The 18593-nt window shown below is 59.1% G+C and carries 16 protein-coding genes; all 16 read right to left on the reverse strand.

Translation table 11 applies throughout. The features are described from left to right. On the reverse strand, positions 1 to 939 hold a 939-nt coding region (gene tilS / locus PMI26_RS05760; protein ID WP_007978368.1), incomplete at its 3' end, for a tRNA lysidine(34) synthetase TilS. A gap of 133 nt (positions 940 to 1072) precedes the next feature. Continuing rightward, on the reverse strand, positions 1073 to 2020 hold the full coding sequence (locus tag PMI26_RS05755; protein ID WP_007978369.1) for an acetyl-CoA carboxylase carboxyltransferase subunit alpha: 948 nt from the start codon (positions 2018 to 2020) through the stop codon (positions 1073 to 1075). A gap of 139 nt (positions 2021 to 2159) precedes the next feature. Beyond that, entirely contained in the window at positions 2160 to 5681 is a 3522-nt protein-coding gene (gene dnaE, locus PMI26_RS05750) for a DNA polymerase III subunit alpha (protein ID WP_007978370.1), read from the reverse strand. Positions 5682 to 5758: 77 nt separating this feature from the next. Continuing rightward, a complete protein-coding gene (rnhB, locus tag PMI26_RS05745) occupies positions 5759 to 6385 on the reverse strand; it encodes a ribonuclease HII (RefSeq protein ID WP_007978371.1) in 627 nt (208 codons plus the stop codon). A gap of 11 nt (positions 6386 to 6396) precedes the next feature. After that, positions 6397 to 7527 (reverse strand): lipid-A-disaccharide synthase, encoded by a 1131-nt coding sequence (gene lpxB / locus PMI26_RS05740; protein WP_007978372.1) that lies wholly within the window; start codon positions 7525 to 7527, stop codon positions 6397 to 6399. Between the two features lie 2 nt (positions 7528 to 7529). After that, on the reverse strand, positions 7530 to 8306 hold the full coding sequence (gene lpxA, locus PMI26_RS05735; protein ID WP_007978373.1) for an acyl-ACP--UDP-N-acetylglucosamine O-acyltransferase: 777 nt from the start codon (positions 8304 to 8306) through the stop codon (positions 7530 to 7532). After that, positions 8303 to 8743, reverse strand: a complete 441-nt coding sequence (gene fabZ, locus PMI26_RS05730; RefSeq protein ID WP_007978374.1) for a 3-hydroxyacyl-ACP dehydratase FabZ — start codon at positions 8741 to 8743, stop codon at positions 8303 to 8305. Before fabZ ends, lpxA begins: the two co-directional genes overlap by 4 nt. Positions 8744 to 8851: 108 nt before the next feature. Further along, positions 8852 to 9907: a UDP-3-O-(3-hydroxymyristoyl)glucosamine N-acyltransferase gene (gene lpxD, locus PMI26_RS05725; protein ID WP_007978375.1), complete on the reverse strand. Its 1056-nt coding sequence runs from the start codon at positions 9905 to 9907 to the stop codon at positions 8852 to 8854. 3 nt (positions 9908 to 9910) lie between these two features. Beyond that, complete coding sequence (locus PMI26_RS05720; protein WP_007978376.1) at positions 9911 to 10414, reverse strand: OmpH family outer membrane protein; 504 nt, start codon at positions 10412 to 10414, stop codon at positions 9911 to 9913. A 45-nt stretch (positions 10415 to 10459) separates the two neighbouring features. Continuing rightward, complete coding sequence (gene bamA / locus PMI26_RS05715; protein WP_007978377.1) at positions 10460 to 12850, reverse strand: outer membrane protein assembly factor BamA; 2391 nt, start codon at positions 12848 to 12850, stop codon at positions 10460 to 10462. Positions 12851 to 12922: 72 nt separating this feature from the next. Beyond that, positions 12923 to 14275 carry a sigma E protease regulator RseP gene (gene rseP, locus PMI26_RS05710; protein WP_007978378.1) on the reverse strand — a complete coding sequence of 451 codons (1353 nt, stop codon included), beginning with the start codon at positions 14273 to 14275 and terminating at the stop codon, positions 12923 to 12925. A 53-nt stretch (positions 14276 to 14328) separates the two neighbouring features. Then, complete coding sequence (ispC, locus tag PMI26_RS05705) at positions 14329 to 15519, reverse strand: 1-deoxy-D-xylulose-5-phosphate reductoisomerase (RefSeq protein WP_007978380.1); 1191 nt, start codon at positions 15517 to 15519, stop codon at positions 14329 to 14331. Beyond that, the gene (locus tag PMI26_RS05700; RefSeq protein ID WP_007978382.1) at positions 15516 to 16322 is read right to left on the reverse strand and encodes a phosphatidate cytidylyltransferase; all 807 of its coding nucleotides are present in this window, start codon (positions 16320 to 16322) and stop codon (positions 15516 to 15518) included. Before PMI26_RS05700 ends, ispC begins: the two co-directional genes overlap by 4 nt. Beyond that, a complete protein-coding gene (uppS, locus tag PMI26_RS05695; protein ID WP_007978383.1) occupies positions 16322 to 17077 on the reverse strand; it encodes a polyprenyl diphosphate synthase in 756 nt (251 codons plus the stop codon). Before uppS ends, PMI26_RS05700 begins: the two co-directional genes overlap by 1 nt. A gap of 13 nt (positions 17078 to 17090) precedes the next feature. Further along, complete coding sequence (frr, locus tag PMI26_RS05690; protein WP_007978385.1) at positions 17091 to 17648, reverse strand: ribosome recycling factor; 558 nt, start codon at positions 17646 to 17648, stop codon at positions 17091 to 17093. Then, positions 17645 to 18388: a UMP kinase gene (gene pyrH / locus PMI26_RS05685; RefSeq protein ID WP_003222124.1), complete on the reverse strand. Its 744-nt coding sequence runs from the start codon at positions 18386 to 18388 to the stop codon at positions 17645 to 17647. The genes frr and pyrH overlap by 4 nt, the downstream gene beginning before the upstream one ends. Between the last annotated feature and the right edge of the window lie 205 nt (positions 18389 to 18593).

Genomic DNA, 18593 nt, shown 5'->3' on the forward strand with positions numbered 1-18593 from the left:
CTCGCCATCGGCCAGCCGCCACACCGGGCAGGCATCGCCGCTGGCGTCGCGCAAATCCTCCCAACCCGACCAATGGTCAGTGTCCGGCAGGCGGGTCAGCGGTTCGAGCCAATGACTCAAGGCATTGCGCTGGCGGGCAGCGGAGAGTTGCGCAAGCGACGCCAGCTCAAGGGATCGCAAGCCCAGCCAGGCGAACTCACTGACAGAGTTGGCCTCACGCAAATCCATGTCCGCCAGCTCTTCGAGCAACCCCTGCGCTTCAGTCAGATGCGCCGCGCTACGGGCCATGGTTGCCACCGCTTGTGGCCAGCGCCGGGTCAATGCGGGGAAGACTTGATGCCGCAGGTAGTTGCGTGAGTACTGCCGATCTTCGTTTGAAGGATCTTCGATCCAGCTCAAGCCATGCTCGTTGGCATAGGCCTCCAGTTCAGCCCGCGTGACATCTAGCAATGGCCGCAGCAGATGGCCCTTGCCCAGCGGGCGTTGACGCGGCATACCCGACAGCCCGCGCACGCCGGCCCCACGCAACAAACGGAACAGTAAGGTTTCCGCCTGATCGTCGCGGTGCTGGGCGGTCAGCAGTACCTCATCGGGCCGAGTCACTTCGGTGAACGTGTGATAACGCGCGTCCCGGGCCGCACGCTCCAGGCTGGCACCGGGCGCCACCCGTACACGAACGGTCTGCAACGGGATACCCAGCGCAGCGCACACAGAACGACAATGTTCCGGCCACGCATCGGCCACGGCTTGAAGGCCGTGATGTACATGGATGGCGCTCAGCGCCGGCAGGGATTCGGTTTTTGCAAGATGTGCCAGCAGATGCAGCAGGACAGTGGAGTCCAGGCCGCCGGAGAAGGCGATGCGCCAGGTCGCAGCATTGCGCCACGGTTTAAGATTCAGCAAAAGCCTGGAAGACAAATCAATCGCGGACTGACTCATATCTGCCTCTATGCACAAATCAAATGTGGGAGCGAGCTTGCTCGCGATAGCGGCCTAACATTCAACACATTCGTCGACTGTTACACCCTCATCGCGAGCAAGCTCGCTCCCACATGGGCACTGCGTGTTCGGCTTAGAGACCGTAGCTCATCAGACGATCGTAACGGCGCTTGAGCAGCGCGTCGTTGTCGAACTTCTTCAGCATCGCCAGCTGCGAACTCAGCTCGGCGCGGATCGATGCAGCGGCAGCAGCCGGGTCACGGTGTGCGCCGCCCAATGGCTCGCCAATCACCTTGTCCACGATGCCCAGGCCTTTGAGGCGCTCGGCGGTGATGCCCATTGCCTCTGCGGCATCCGGTGCCTTCTCGGCGGTTTTCCACAGAATCGAAGCGCAACCTTCCGGCGAAATCACCGCGTAGGTCGAGTATTGCAGCATGTTCAGCTGATCGCAGACACCGATTGCCAGTGCACCACCGGAACCACCCTCACCGATCACGGTGGCGATGATTGGAGTTTTCAGGCGCGCCATGACCCGCAGATTCCAGGCAATCGCTTCGCTCTGGTTGCGCTCTTCAGCGTCGATGCCAGGGTAAGCGCCTGGGGTGTCGATGAAGGTCAGGATCGGCATCTTGAAGCGTTCGGCCATTTCCATCAGGCGGCAAGCCTTGCGGTAGCCTTCCGGACGCGGCATGCCGAAGTTGCGGCGAACCTTCTCGCGCACTTCACGGCCTTTCTGGTGGCCGATGACCATGACCGGCTTGTCGTCCAGACGGGCGATGCCGCCAACGATGGCCGCGTCGTCGGAGAAGTGACGGTCACCGTGCAGTTCGTCGAACTCGGTGAAGATGTGTTCGATGTAGTCCAGGGTATACGGACGTTTCGGGTGACGTGCCAGGCGTGCGATCTGCCAGCTGGTCAGCTTGCCGAAAATGTCTTCGGTCAGCGTTTTGCTCTTGTCCTGCAGGCGGGAGATCTCATCGCCGATATTCAGCGAATTGTCATTACCGACCAAGCGCAACTCTTCGATCTTGGCTTGCAGGTCGGCGATCGGCTGTTCGAAATCTAGAAAATTCGGGTTCATAGGCGTCCGTCTTGGGTCGAGTCCCAAGGAGTCTTGGGCCGGCCGGTTGTCTATTCGCGCCCTACCTTAAGGGACAGGCGCGTTGAGGTCGAGATTAAAAATTCAGGTTTGGGTCAGGGCAATCTGATAGCACTGACCGTCAACGGTATTGGAGGAAGACGTTGTCTCGCCCGAACTGGTCACGCAAGGCTTGAATCAACGCATCCGCCGGATCGATCCGCCAGCCCTCGCCGAACTGCAACAAGGCCTTCGCATCAGGGCTGGTGTAGTCCATGGTGATCGGGCACGCACCGCGGTGACGCTTCAACAACTCGCCCAACCAGCGTAGCTGATCGCCCTTGAGATCCTTGGCATGCAGCTTCAGGCGCAGGCTTTCGGCCAGGTTGGTGCGCGCATCTTCCATGCTCATCACCCGCTTGACCCGCAACTTCAGGCCGCCGGAGAAGTCGTCGTTGCTGACCTCGCCTTCGACCACCACCATCGCGTCGGTCTGCAACAGTGACTGCGCCGAATGGAACGCCTCGGAAAACAGCGAGGCCTCGATCCGCCCGGAGCGGTCGTCAAGGGTGATGAACCCCATCTTGTCGCCCTTTTTGTTCTTCATCACCCGCAAGGCGATGATCATCCCGGCAACAGTCTGGGTATCACGCGCCGGTTTCAGATCGATGATGCGCTGACGGGCGAAGCGACGGATTTCACCCTCATACTCGTCAATCGGGTGACCGGTCAGGTACAGGCCGAGGGTATCTTTCTCGCCTTTGAGACGCTCCTTGAGGGTCAGTTCCTTGGCCTTGCGGTGATTGGCGTAGACGTCGGCGTCTTCTTCGACAAACAGACCGCCAAACAGGTCCGAGTGACCGCTGTCCTGGGTACGCGCGGTCTGTTCGGCCGCCTTGATCGCTTCTTCCATGGCCGTCAGCAGCACCGCGCGGTTGCGGTCGATGTTGGCCTGGTAGGCTTTCTGCTCATCGTGGAAGTACGGCCCAAGGCGATCCAGGGCACCGCTGCGGATCAAGCCGTCGAGGGTGCGCTTGTTGATGCGCTTGAGGTCGACCCGGGCGCAGAAATCGAACAGATCCTTGAACGGCCCCGCCAGACGCGCTTCGGTGATGGCCTCGACCGGCCCCTCACCCACGCCCTTGATGGCACCCAGGCCGTAGATGATCCGGCCTTCGTCGTTCACCGTGAACTTGAATTCGGAAGTGTTGACGTCCGGCGCGTCGAGACGCAGCTTCATGGTCCGCACTTCTTCGATCAAGGTCACGACCTTGTCGGTGTTGTGCATATCCGCCGAGAGTACCGCGGCCATGAACGGCGCCGGGTAGTGCGCCTTCAGCCACGCGGTCTGGTAGGACACCAGGCCATAGGCGGCGGAGTGCGACTTGTTGAAGCCGTAACCGGCGAATTTTTCCACCAGGTCGAAAATGTTACCGGCGAGGTCCGCGTCGATATTGTTGGTGGCGCAACCTTCAATGAAACCGCCGCGCTGCTTGGCCATTTCCTCGGGTTTTTTCTTGCCCATGGCTCGACGCAGCATGTCCGCACCACCGAGGGTGTAACCGGCCATGACCTGGGCAATCTGCATCACCTGTTCCTGGTACAGGATGATGCCGTAGGTCGGTGCCAGTACGGGCTTGAGGCCTTCGTACTGGTAGTCCGAGTGCGGGTACGCCAGCTCGGCGCGACCGTGCTTGCGGTTGATGAAGTCGTCCACCATGCCCGATTGCAGCGGGCCCGGACGGAACAGGGCCACCAGCGCGATCAAGTCTTCCAGGCAGTCGGGCTTGAGCTTTTTGATCAGCTCCTTCATGCCCCGGGATTCAAGCTGGAACACCGCCGTGGTTTCGGCCTTTTGCAGCAAGGTGTAGGTCGGCTTGTCGTCCAGCGGGATGAAGGCGATATCCAGCGGTGGCTCGTTGACCTTGGCGCGGTCGCGGTTGATGGTTTTCAGCGCCCAATCGATGATCGTCAGGGTCCGCAGGCCGAGGAAGTCGAACTTCACCAGACCGGCCGCTTCAACGTCGTCCTTGTCGAACTGGGTTACCAGGCCATCGCCCGCCTCGTCGCAGTAGATCGGCGAGAAGTCGGTCAGTTTGGTCGGGGCAATCACCACACCACCGGCGTGCTTGCCGACGTTACGCACAACGCCTTCGAGCTTGCGGGCCATCTCCCAGATTTCCGCGGCTTCTTCATCGACCTTGATGAAGTCGCGCAGGATCTCTTCCTGCTCGTAGGCCTTTTCCAGGGTCATGCCGACTTCAAACGGAATCATCTTCGACAGACGATCCGCCAGGCCATAGGACTTGCCCTGCACCCGCGCCACGTCGCGGACAACAGCCTTGGCGGCCATGGAACCGAAAGTGATGATCTGGCTTACCGCGTTGCGGCCGTATTTCTCGGCCACGTAGTCGATCACCCGATCGCGACCGTCCATGCAGAAGTCGACGTCGAAGTCGGGCATCGATACCCGTTCCGGGTTAAGGAAACGTTCGAACAGCAGGTCATATTCCAGCGGGTCGAGGTCGGTGATCTTCTGCACATAGGCCACCAGCGATCCGGCACCCGACCCACGGCCAGGACCTACCGGCACGCCGTTGTTCTTGGCCCACTGGATAAAGTCCATCACGATCAGGAAGTAACCCGGGAAACCCATCTGGATGATGATATCCAGCTCGAAATTCAGCCGGTCGACATAGACCTGACGCTTGGCCTCGTAGTCTTCGGTGGTGTCCTTGGGCAGCAGGACGGCTAGGCGTTCTTCCAGGCCATCGAAGGACACCTTGCGGAAGTACTCGTCGATGGTCATGCCATCGGGGATCGGGAAGTTGGGCAGGAAGTGCGTGCCCAGCTTCACTTCGATGTTGCAGCGTTTGGCGATCTCGACGGTGTTTTCCAGCGCTTCGGGAATGTCGCTGAACAGCTCGGCCATTTCCTCGGCGCTTTTGAGGTACTGCTGATCGCTGTAATTCTTCGAGCGCCGCGGATCGTCGAGAGCGCGGCCCTCACCGATGCAGACGCGGGTTTCGTGGGCGGCGAAGTCTTCCTGCTTGATGAAACGCACGTCGTTGGTCGCCACCAGCGGCGCACCGAGCTTCTCGGCCAGGGCCACGGCGCCGTGCAACTGTTCTTCATCGTTGGGGCGATTGGTGCGCTGGATCTCCAGGTAGAAGCGATCCGGAAACACATCCATCCATTCGCGGGCCAGGGTTTCGGCCTCGGCGGGGTTGCCGCTGAGCATGGCCTGCCCGATCTCGCCCTCTTTGGCCGCCGACAACATGATCAAGCCGGCGCTGGCTTCAGCGACCCATTCGCGCTCGATGATGATTGCGCCATTGCGCTGCCCCTCGATAAAGCCGCGGGAAATCAGCTCGGTGAGGTTGCGATAGCCTTCGGCGTTCATCACCAGAAGGCTGATCCGGCTCAGCGGGTTGTCCGGATCCTTGTTCGACAGCCACAGGTCGGCGCCGCAGATCGGCTTGATCCCGGCACCCATGGCGTTTTTATAGAATTTGACCAGGGAACACATGTTGTTCTGGTCGGTGACCGCCACGGCAGGCATGTTCATGCCGACCAGGGTCTTGACCAGCGGTTTGATCCGCACCAGACCGTCGACCAGGGAGTATTCAGTGTGCAGGCGTAGGTGAACGAATGAAGCCGGCATAGTGATCCTGTCTGAGAACGTAAAGACAACAAGGCCCGGATTGTACCGGGCCTTGGTAAAAAAAATCAGCCTTGCGACTAACTCTCGATGAGACTTTCCCGCGCCTCGTAAGCCAGACGCACCGGGGCAAACGAACGCCGGTGAATGGGGGTCGGGCCAAGACGGGCGAGCGCTTCCAGATGAACGGGGGTCGGGTAGCCTTTATGCCCGCCAATGCCGTAACCCGGGTAGATCAACTCGAACGCAGCCATTTCCCGGTCGCGACTGACCTTGGCCAGAATCGATGCGGCGGCGATGGCTGGAACCTTGCTGTCGCCCTTCACCACAGCCTCGGAACGCATCGGCAGTTTCGGGCAGCGGTTGCCGTCGATCATCGCCAGCTTCGGCTGGATGTGCAGCCCGGCCACGGCGCGCTGCATGGCCAGCATGGTGGCGTGGAGGATATTCAGTTCGTCGATTTCCTCGACTTCGGCGCGAGCGATGCACCAACTCAGGGCTTTTTCGCAGATTTCGTCGTAGAGCTTTTCGCGACGGGCCTCGGTGAGTTTCTTCGAGTCGTTCAGGCCGAGGATAGGGCGGTTCGGATCAAGAATCACCGCCGCTGTCACTACCGCGCCACAGAGCGGGCCACGACCCACTTCATCGACGCCGGCAACCAACTCTTCGACTTCAGCGACCAAGGTAAAGTCCAGCCCCATCTGCATGTTCGTTTTACTCATTCTACCTGGCCGATCAGCTTCAGCACTGCGTCCGCAGCCTGGTTGGAGGCATCCAGACGCAGGGTCCGGTGAATTTCATCAAAACCACGGGTCTGCTCTTCCCCACCCTCGATCAAGGGTGACAAGGTCTGGGCCAGCGCTTCGACCGTGGCATCGTCCTGCAACAACTCGGGCACCAACAGACGCTGTGCCAACAAGTTCGGCAACGAAATGTAGGGGCTTTTCACCATGCGCTTGAGAATCCAGAACGTCAGCGGTGCCAGGCGATAGGCGACCACCATCGGCCGCTTGTACAGCAATGCTTCAAGCGTCGCGGTACCGGAGGCAATCAACACCGCATCGCACGCTGCCAAGGCCAGATGCGACTGTCCATCGAGCAGGGTCAATGGCAGATCGCGACCAGCCAACAGTTCTTCAAGCTGTGCGCGACGTTGCGCACTGGCGCAAGGCATGACAAACCGCACACCCGGGCGCAATGCCCGCAGGCGCTGCGCAGTATCGAGAAACAACGCACCTAGCCGGCCAACTTCACCGCCACGGCTGCCAGGCATCAACGCCACCAGCGGCCCGTCAGGCAAACCGAGCTCGGCCCGCGCAGCCGCGCGATCGGCTTCGAGCGGAATGGCATCGGCCAAGGTATGGCCGACGAACCGCACCGGCACGCCTTTCTCTTCATAAAATTTGGCTTCGAACGGGAACAGCGTGAGCATCAGATCGCAGCCTTCGCGAATCTTCAGCACGCGCTTCTGCCGCCAGGCCCACACCGACGGACTGACGTAATGCACGGTCTTGATACCGGCCTGACGCAGTTTGAGTTCGATATTGAGGTTGAAGTCCGGCGCATCGATACCGATGAACACATCGGGTTTCGCGGCGATCAGGTCGGCGACCAGCTTCTTGCGCCGCGCCAGCAACTCGCGCAACCGGCCCAGCACTTCCACCAGGCCCATGACGGACAGACGTTCCATCGGGAAATACGAGGTCAGGCCTTCAGCCTGCATCAACGGACCACCGACACCGATGAACTCGACGGCCGGGTGACGAGCCTTGAGCGCGCGCATGAGGCCCGCACCCAGAATGTCACCGGAAGCCTCGCCCGCTACCAGCGCAATACGCAGATTGGCCATGGTTAGCGGGTGATGCCGCGGGTCGAAGACTGGATCGAGTCACGGAACACCGCCACTTCCGGATACTGGGCGGACGGCTCTGCCAGCTCGGCAAGCGCCTGCTCCACGGTCAGGCCCTGGCGGTACACCACCTTGTAGGCACGACGCAGCGCGTGGATCGCGTCTTCGCTGAAACCCCGACGGCGCATGCCCTCGAAGTTCATGCTGCGGGCTTCGGCAGGGTTGCCGAATACCGTGACGTAGGCTGGAACATCCTTGCCGATCGCCGTCCCCATGCCGGAGAAGCTGTGGGCGCCGATGTGGCAATACTGGTGAACCAGGGTAAAACCGGAGAGGATGGCCCAGTCTTCCACATGCACATGGCCCGCCAGCGCGGTGTTGTTCACCAGGATGCAGTGGTTGCCAATCACGCTGTCGTGGCCGATGTGGGCATAGGCCATGATCAGGTTGTGATCGCCCAGGGTCGTTTCCGAACGATCCTGGATGGTGCCACGGTGGATCGTCACGCCTTCACGGATGACGTTGTGATCACCAATCACCAGGCGGGTTTCCTCGCCCTTGTACTTCAGGTCAGGCGTGTCTTCGCCCACCGAGGAAAACTGGTAGATGCGATTGTGCTTGCCGATTCGGGTCGGGCCCTTGAGGATCACGTGCGGCCCGATGACTGTCCCCTCGCCGATTTCCACACCTGCGCCGACGATCGACCACGGGCCGACCTCGACGCCGTCAGCCAGAATGGCTGTCGGATCGATGATTGCACGAGGGTCAATCAAACTCATAGTTTGCGTTCCGCGCAGATGATTTCAGCGGAGCAGACCGGCTTGCCATCTACCGAAGCCTGGCATTCGAATTTCCAGATCTGACGCTTGCAGCTGATGAACTTGGCTTCAAGGATCAACTGATCGCCTGGCAGAACCGGCTGGCGGAAGCGCAGCTTGTCGGAACCGACGAAGTAATAGAGGGTGCCGTCGGCCGGTTTCACGTCGAGCATCTTGAAACCAAGGATCCCGGCAGCCTGAGCCATGGCTTCGATGATCAATACGCCCGGCATGATTGGATGCGCGGGGAAGTGGCCATTGAAGAACGGTTCGTTGATGCTGACATTCTTGTAGGCGCGAATGCGCTTGCCTTCAACATCCAGCTCCACTACCCGGTCCACCAGCAGGAACGGGTAACGGTGAGGCAGGTATTCGCGAATCTCGTTGATGTCCATCATTTCGGGGGGAAGCCTATGTAAAGATTGGGAGCGCGCGACTGACGCACGCTCCACTAGCAAATCAAGGAGGCAGTCTAGCGGCTGTGCACACTTGATATGGAAATGGTATCAGCCATCTGATGAAGCATTACCGTCAGGGGTCACTTCCCCTACTTGCTTTTCCAGCTGTCGCAGGCGCCGCGCGATGTCATCGAGCTGACGGATGCGAGCCGCGCTTTTGCGCCACTCGGCTGCTGGCTGCATGGCCGTACCGGAAGAATAGGAACCCTTTTCGGTAATCGAGTGGGTCACCATGGTCATCCCGGTGATGAAAACGTTATCGCAAATCTCGATATGTCCCACCAGCCCTACACCGCCAGCGAGCATGCAATGCTTGCCGATCTTGGTGCTGCCGGAGATCCCGACGCAGGCGGCCATGGCGGTGTGATCACCGACCTGAACGTTGTGGGCGATCTGGATCTGGTTGTCGAGCTTCACACCATTACCGAGAATGGTATCGGCCAATGCGCCGCGGTCGATAGCGGTATTCACGCCAATCTCGACATCGTCACCGACCAGCACACCACCGATCTGGGCAATTTTCTGCCAGACACCTTTCTCATTGGCAAAACCGAAACCTTCGCCACCGAGCACGGCACCCGACTGAATGACCACACGCTTGCCGATGCGCACGTCGTGGTACAGCGTGACCCGCGGGGCCAGCCAGCCGCCTTCGCCGATTTCGCAACGGGCACCGATGAAGCAATGTGCACCGACGGTCACGCCAGCAGCAATTCGTGCCGCGCTTTCGATCACCGCAAAGGCACCGATACTCGCAGCCGGGTCAACCACCGCGTCCTCGGCCACAACCGCTGTCGGGTGAATACCGGCAGCCGCTTTCGGCTTTGGATCGAACAGGTGGGAAACACGTGCGTAGGCCAGATACGGATCAGGCACCACCAGCGCATTACCGGCAAAACCTTCGGCATCAGCAGCCTTCAGCAACAGCGCTGCGGCCCGGCTGTCTGCCAGGTATTTACGGTATTGAGGGTTTGCGAGAAAGCTCAACTGAGCTGGGCCAGCCTCCTGCAAGGTGGCTAGCCCAGTAATTTCTCTCTCCGGGTCGCCACGTAGCGTGGCGCCGAGGAACTCGGCCAATTGGCCGAGCTTAATGGTCACTGTCATGGATTACTTCAGCTGATTCATGCGCTCGATAACCTGGCGAGTGATGTCGTACTGAGGCTTGACATCAATCACTGCGCCACGCTCGAAGACCAGGTCAAAAGCACCTTTCTTGATGACTTCTTCCACAGCGCTGTCCAGTTTCGGCTTGAGCTGCTTCAGCATTTCACGGTCGGCAACGGCTTTGGCTTCGTTCAGCTCCTTGGACTGGAACTGGAAGTCACGGGCCTTTTGCTTGAATTCAAGCTCCAGACGCTCGCGCTCGCCCTGCTGCATTTTGTCGCCACCGGCCATCAGGCGGTCCTGAATACCCTTGGCGCTGGTTTCCAGCGCCTTGAGCTTGGTCAGCTGAGGACCGAACTTCTTCTCGGCATCCACAGCGTATTTCTTCGCAGCGTCGGACTCCAGCAGAGCCATCTGATAGTTCAGAACTGCAATTTTCATGTCGGCAAATGCCGGACCAGCGACCAGGACGCTGGCCAGGAGAACCAATTGAGTCAACTTACGCACGATGCACTCCTACAAAATTCATTGTCGTTATCTTGGGTCAGACGCTTAGAACGTCTGGCCGAGAGAGAATTGGAACACTTGGGTTTCAGCGTCATCCGGTTTCTTGACTGGCATGGCCAGGGCGAAACTCAGAGGCCCCAGTGCGGTGACCCAGGTCACTCCCACACCGACGGAACTGGCCATGTTGCTCAGACTGACATCGTTACACTGCGTATTGGACTTCGACGCAGGGTTGGTATTGGTCGTCTGCTCGCACTTGGAGTCGAATACGTTACCCACATCCCAGAATACCGACGTACGCAGGGAACGTTGATCCTTGACGAACGGCAGCGGGAACAGGATTTCTGCACCACCCTGGATCAGGACGTTACCACCGAACGGCAGTGGATCCTGGTCCGGGTCAGCAAGAGTACCCGGGTTGCCCGTTTCGAGTGCGCCGCGACTCGGAGTACTACGTGGCCCCAGTGTACTGTCCTTGAAGCCACGAACCGAGTTGAAACCACCAGCATAGTAGTTTTCATAGAATGGCAAGCCTTCGGTCGAACCGTAGCCGTCGCCATAACCCAATTCGGTGTGCAGGCGCATGGTGTAGTTTTCACTCAGAGGCTGGAACAACTGACCACGGTAATCGAGTTTGAAGAACGACAAGTCACTACCCGGCACGGTGACTTCCGCCGTCAAGCTTTGGGAGTGACCACGAGTCGCCAATACGCCTTTGTTCAGGGTGGACTCGGACCAACCGGCCGAAGCCTTGAAGTTCAGGTACTTGTCGCCTTCCTTGTTAACGAAGTCGAAGATCTCGTCGACGGTGTAAACGCCAGTCTTGATCGTGTCCTGTTGCGCATTCAGGCCGAAGGTCAGACGCGAAGTCTCGCTGATTGGATAACCGACACTCACACCGGCACCCAGGCTGTCCACGGCGTAGCTGGCGACGTCGGTATCGAGCTCATCGTAGTCAGTCGTGCGGTAGAAGGCGTTGTAACCCAGGCTCACGCCGTCGGCGGTCCAGTAGGGGTCGACGAAACCGAAGTTGTAGCGGGTCTGGTATTCGCTTTTGGTCAAGCCGACGCTGACCTTGTTACCGGTACCCAGGAAGTTGTTCTGGGTGATCGAACCACCGAGGATCAGGCCCGCGCTCTGGGCGAAACCGACGCTGGCGGTAATCGAACCGGAGGCTTGCTCTTCAACGCTGTAGTTGACGTCCACCTGGTCATCGACACCCGGTACGGCCGGGGTTTCGACGTTGACTTCCTTGAAGAAGCCCAGACGTTCAAGACGGGTCTTGGATTGATCGATCAGGTAGGTCGAAGCCCAGCCGCCTTCCATCTGACGCATTTCACGACGCAGCACTTCGTCTTCGGACTTGGTGTTGCCACGGAAGTTGATGCGGTTCACGTAGGCACGCTTGCCCGGATCAACCGCGAACAGGATGTCCACGGTGTGATCTTCATCGTGCGGTTGAGGCACGCCGTTGACGTTGGCGAAGGTGTAACCTTCGTTACCCAGGCGACGGGTGATCAGCTCGGAGGTGGTGGTCATCAGCTTGCGCGAGAACACCTGGCCTTTTTGTACCAGCAACAGGGACTTGATCTGATCTTCAGGGACTTTCAGGTCGCCGCTGAGCTTGACGTCACGAACGGTGTATTTCTCGCCTTCGTTGACGTTGACGGTGATGTAGACGTGTTTTTTGTCCGGCGTGATGGAAACCTGGGTCGAAGCGATATCCATGTTGATATAGCCACGGTCCAGGTAGTAGGAACGCAGACGCTCCAGGTCACCGGAGAGTTTTTCACGGGCGTACTTGTCATCGTTCTTGAAGAACGACAACCAGTTGGTGGTCTTGAGTTCGAAAAGGTCGATCAGGTCCTCATCGGGGAAGACCGTGTTGCCCACCACGTTGATGTGCTGGATAGCCGCAACGGTACCTTCGTTGATGTTGACCTTCAGGCCAACTCGGTTACGCGGCTGCGGCACCACTTCGGTGTCGACGGTAGCCGAATAGCGCCCCTGGGCGACGTACTGGCGCTGCAGTTCGTTACGCACACCTTCAAGGGTGGCACGCTGGAAGATTTCGCCTTCGGCCAGACCGGATTGCTTGAGGCCTTTCATCAGGTCTTCGGTAGAGATCGCCTTGTTGCCTTCGATCTCGATACTGGCGACCGACGGGCGCTCGACTACCGTGATGACCAGGACGTTGCCGTCGCGACCCAGCTGGATATCTTGAAAGAAACCGGTTTTGAACAACGCACGAGTGGATTCCACCAGGCGACGATCATCCGCCTGTTCACCGACGTTCAACGGCAAAGCACCAAAGACGCTACCCGCGGAGACCCGCTGGAGGCCATTGACGCGAATATCAGAGATAGTGAAGGACTCGGCGTGAACTTCGGCGATCATCAATACGGTGAGAACCGCAGTTAGCAGCAGACGTTTCATGAAGTCCTTTCTTATTCCAACTGGCAATAAACAAACTGCCGCAAAATGCGGCAGATTCGCAATTCAGCGACGTTACAGACGACCCAGATCATTAACCAGAGCGAGCAACATCACTCCGATCACCAAACTGATGCCAATCTGTATCCCCCAACCTTGCACCCGATCCGACAAGGGGCGACCACGCGCCCACTCAATCAGATAAAACAACAAATGCCCCCCATCCAGCACAGGAATGGGCAGCAAATTCAGAACCCCCAGGCTAATACTCAGATAAGCAAGGAAATTCAGGAAATCAGCAACACCCGACTGGGCCGAAGCGCCCGCCACTTTAGCAATGGTTATCGGTCCACTCAAGTTTTTTACCGAGAGCTCGCCGAACAACATTTTCTTCAGTGAATCGAGGGTCAGCACGCTCATGGTCCAGGTGCGCCGAGCCCCCTCGCCAATCGCTGCCAATGGTCCGTAACTGACCTCGCGGATCATCTCCGGCGGCCAATCGACAGCCTTCACCCCTGCCCCCAGGTAGCCGCTGGGTGACTTGCTCTCGCCGCGAGCGGCAAGTGTCACCGGGACATCGATTTGAGCACCGTCGCGCTCAATCCGCAGCATGATTTTGGTGTCAGGATGCATACGGACGGTATCGACGACCTGCTGCCAGTCATCCAGCGTACGACCATCGAGCGCCAGCAATCGGTCACCGGTCTTCAGGCCGGCAGCCTGGGCCGGTCCCTTTGGATCGAGCTCAGCCAGAACAGGCGGCAATGCCGGGCGCCACGGGCGAATCCCCAACGAATGAATCGGGTCGGGCTCGTCAGCCCCTTTGAGCCATTTATCCAGCGCAAGTTCACGAGGCGAATCGGTCGTGGAGCCTTGCTCGCGAACCATTATCTGCAACGAACCGCTTTCACCCAGGCGACGAACCAGTTGCAGGTTCACCTCCGCCCAGCCGGAAGTCGCCTCGCCATCAATGGCCACGATTTCCTCTCCCGGGTTCAAACCCGCCTTGGCCGCGATGCTGCCAGACTCTACAGCCCCGATGACCGGACGCACTTGCTCGCTGCCGAGCATTGCCAGGCCCCAGAAGAACACCAATGCCAGCAGGAAGTTGGCGATCGGTCCCGCCGCCACGATGGCAATGCGCTGACGAACGGATTTGCGATTGAAGGATTGACCAAGCTGATCGGGCGGCACCTCGCCTTCGCGCTCGTCGAGCATTTTGACGTAGCCGCCCAACGGGATGGCGGCAATGACAAATTCGGTACCCTGCCTGTCGTGCCAGCGCAACAAAGGCATGCCAAAGCCTACGGAGAAACGCAGCACCTTGACCCCACAGCGACGCGCGACCCAGAAATGGCCGAACTCGTGGAAGGTAACCAGCACACCCAGAGCGACCAGGGTGCCGACAATCATATAGAGCGCGCTCATCTACTTTCTCCGCAATCCTATCCGCTGCTGCCCGGGTCAACTATCTGCAGCATTTACCGCCCGTGACGGCTCAACCATTGTCCGGCCAGCAATCGCGCTTTCGCGTCTGCCGTGAACACTGCTTCGAGATCATCCACTGCCACGACGGGTTCCAGACTCAGTACTTCCTCGATGATACTCGCGATTTCCGGGTAACGAACCCGCTCGTCGAGAAATGCCGCCACCGCCACTTCATTAGCCGCATTGAGCATGGCCGGCGCGCTATTACCCGCCTCGGCCGCCTGACGGGCCAGACGCAAACAAGGGAAACGCTCTTCATCGGGCGCCTGGAAGTCCAGCCGTGCAATGGCAAACAGATCCAGCGGCGCCACACCCGAGTCAATCCGCTCCGGCCAGGCCAGGGCATTGGCGATGGGCGTGCGCATGTCCGGGTTACCCAGCTGTGCCAGGACAGAACCATCGACGTAGTCGACCAGCGAATGAATCACGCTTTGCGGGTGAATCACCACCTCGACCTGGGACGGCCTGGCATCGAACAGCCAGCAGGCTTCAATCAACTCAAGCCCTTTGTTCATCATACTGGCCGAGTCAACGGAGATTTTTCGCCCCATGGACCAGTTCGGATGCGCACAGGCCTGGTCAGGTGAAACATGCGCCAGTTCAGCCAGCGGCGTCTGACGGAATGGACCACCGGAAGCCGTCAGCAAAATCCGGCGTACGCCGACCGCCTCGAGGCCACGGGCATAATCGTGCGGCATGCACTGGAAAATGGCGTTGTGCTCGCTATCGATCGGCAGCAATACCGAACCGCTCTTGCGCACCGCCTGCATGAACAGCGCACCGGACATCACCAGCGCTTCTTTATTGGCCAGGAGGATCTTCTTGCCCGCCTCGACCGCCGCCAGCGTCGGGCGCAATCCTGCCGCACCAACGATGGCCGCCATGACCGTATCGACCTCCGGATCGGAAGCGACCTGACACAAACCCTCCTCACCCACCAGAACGCGGGTTGGAAGACCCGCCGCGCGCAAGTCATCCTGCAAGGTGCGGGCAGCCGCGACCTCAGGCACTACGGCAAATCGCGGGATATGGCGCACGCAGAGCGTCAGCAATTCACTCAAGCGAGTGAAGCCACTCAAGGCAAAGACCTGGTATCGATCCGGATGACGAGCGATGACGTCGAGCGTACTCAAGCCAATCGAACCGGTTGCCCCCAGAACGGTAATCTGTTGTGGGCGGCTCATGGGGCCGCCATCCACAACAGCACGGCGAACACCGGAATGGCCGCCGTCAGACTGTCGATACGATCCAGCACGCCACCATGCCCCGGAAGCAGATTGCTGCTGTCCTTGATCCCGGACTGACGCTTGAACATGCTTTCAGTGAGGTCGCCCACCACCGAAATGAACACGATCAGCGCAGCACAGATCAGCCCTTTGAACAGCTGCGCCACCGTCCAGTCGCGCACCAGTGCAACGAGCGTCGTAAGGACCAGGCTCAGCGCCAGACCTCCGTACACGCCTTCCCAGCTTTTACCCGGACTGACCTGCGGCGCGAGTTTACGCTTGCCAAAAGCACGACCGGAGAAGTAGGCACCGATATCGGCACCCCAGACCAGCACCATCACGGCCATGATCAACCAGTTACCCAGCGGGTACTGCTTGATCTGCACCAGACCTTGCCAGGCCGGCAAGAGAATCAACAGGCCAATCACCAGCTTGGTCGCCGCATTGGACCAATGCTCGCTCGAACGCGGATAGGTCAGCACCAGATAAGTCGCCACCGCCCACCACAGCACCGAAGCACCCAATACCCAAGGCGCCAGCCCGGGCAGGATGTACATGACGAACAGCATCAAGGCGACCACCGCGGCAAAGCCGACGCGGAACGCTTGACCGGCGAAACCCGCCAGACGTGCCCACTCCCATGCACCAAGGGTAACTACCAGCCCGATGAACAGTGCAAAACCGGAACCTTCAAGCAGGAAAAACCCGCACAGGGCAATCGGCAGCAGGATCAGCGCGGTGATGATTCGTTGTTTAAGCATTAAACCCGGGCTCCAGCCTCGACCTGCTCGCTCGTTTTACCGAAGCGGCGCTGGCGGGAAGCGTAATCGGCCAGCGCATTGCGCATGGCATCGTGTTTGAAGTCCGGCCAGAACAGGTCGGAAAAATACAGCTCGGCATAGGCCAGTTGCCAGAGCAGGAAATTACTGATGCGATGCTCACCACCTGTCCGAATACACAGATCCGGCAACGGCAGGTCACCAGTGACCAGACAGGTCTGCAGCAGACCTGGCGTGATGTCTTCCGGACGCAAGTGTCCGGCCTGAACCTCTCGTGCCAATCGTTGCGCCGCTTGCGCGATATCCCACTGACCGCCGTAATTGGCAGCGATCTGCAGGACAAAACGATTGGCACCAACCGTCATGGCCTCAGCTTCACGCATGGCGGCCTGCAGCTCGGGATGAAAGCGCGAGCGGTCACCAATGATGCGCAGGCAGATGTTGTTGTCGTTGAGGCGCTTGGCCTCACGACGCAGCGCCCTGAAGAACAGATCCATCAAAGCGCTGACCTCATCGGCCGGACGCTGCCAGTTCTCACTGGAGAAGGCGAACAGGGTCAGTACTTCGACCTTGGCCTCCGCACAGACCTCAATGACCGCACGTACCGCATCCACGCCCGCTTTATGCCCGGCAACACCTGGCATAAAGCGTTTTTTTGCCCAGCGATTATTACCATCCATGATGATCGCGACATGGCGCGGCACCGCGGACGGTGCAGTCTGTTTAGTCTTATCCATGAAAACGCGACTCTTATACGGCCATCAGGTCTTTTTCTTTCTCTGCCAACTTAGCGTCGATTTCAGCTACGAACTTCTTGGTCAGATCGTCGATCTCGCCAGTGGCGCGACGCTCTTCGTCCTCACTGATTTCCTTTTCCTTGACCAGATCCTTCAGCGAGCTGTTTGCATCGCGACGAATGTTGCGCACGGCAACACGGGCATCTTCAGCCACATCACGGGCCTGCTTGGTGAAGCCGCGACGGGTTTCTTCGGTCAGGGCCGGCATGCTGATCAGCAGCAGCTCACCCAGGTTAGTCGGGTTCAGGTTCAGGCCTGCACTGCCGATCGCCTTGTCGACGGCGCCCAGCATGTTGCGCTCGAAGGCAACGACTTGCAGGGTACGGGCATCTTTGACGGTGATGTTGGCCACTTGCTTGATCGGGGTGTCGGAACCGTAGTACGGCACCATCACGCCTTCCAGGATGCTCGGGTGCGCTTGACCGGTACGAATGCGGCCGAAGTTGTGCGCCAGCGATTCCACGGACTTCTGCATGCGCTCTTTAGCGTCTTTCTTGATTTCGTTGATCATTGTTGGCCTTCCTCGATCAGGGTTCCTTCAGCGCCGCCATGCACGATGTTCAGCAGGGCGCCGGGCTTGTTCATGTTAAATACGCGTAGCGGCATCTTGTGGTCGCGGCACAGGCAAATGGCCGTCAGATCCATCACACCCAGCTTGCGATCCAGCACCTCATCGTAAGTCAGATGATCGAACTTCTCGGCATGCGGGTCTTTGAACGGATCAGCGGTATAGACGCCGTCAACCTTGGTGGCCTTGAGCACGACATCGGCATCGATTTCGATTGCACGCAGGCAGGCAGCCGAATCCGTCGTAAAGAACGGGTTGCCGGTACCGGCCGCGAAAATCACCACGTCCTTGGAGTTCAAGTGACGCATGGCCTTGCGACGATCATAGTGATCGGTCACGCCAACCATGGAAATAGCGGACATCACGATGGCCGAGATGTTGGCGCGCTCAAGGGCGTCGCGCATGGCCAGGGCGTTCATCACAGTGGCCAGCATGCCCATGTGGTCGCCAGTGACCCGATCCATGCCAGCCTTGCTCAGCGCTTCACCGCGGAACAGGTTGCCACCACCGATAACCAGACCGACCTGTACACCGATGCCGACCAGTTGGCCAACTTCCAATGCCATGCGATCCAGAACTTTCGGATCGATCCCGAACTCTTCCGAGCCCATCAGGGCCTCGCCGCTGAGCTTGAGTAGAATGCGTTTATAGCGAGCCTGATAACCACTGCCCTGCTGAGCCATTGCGAATCTCTCCTGCGGCGTATTTTAAAAATTCTTTGCGAGCTGTTTACAGCTGGCGTTCACTCTAGCTTGGCGCTGCTTCAGCGCCATCGGAACATGGCTTTGTAAGCCAGTTCCAAAAGGAAACCAATAAAAATTGGTACCCCATCTGAAAAGAGGCTGCGCGCGTGAGCGGGCAGCCTCTTTTGGGCGACAGTTAAAAAAC

Origin of the sequence: Pseudomonas sp. GM33 (assembly GCF_000282295.1) — a bacterium.
GTDB lineage: Bacteria > Pseudomonadota > Gammaproteobacteria > Pseudomonadales > Pseudomonadaceae > Aquipseudomonas > Aquipseudomonas laurylsulfatiphila.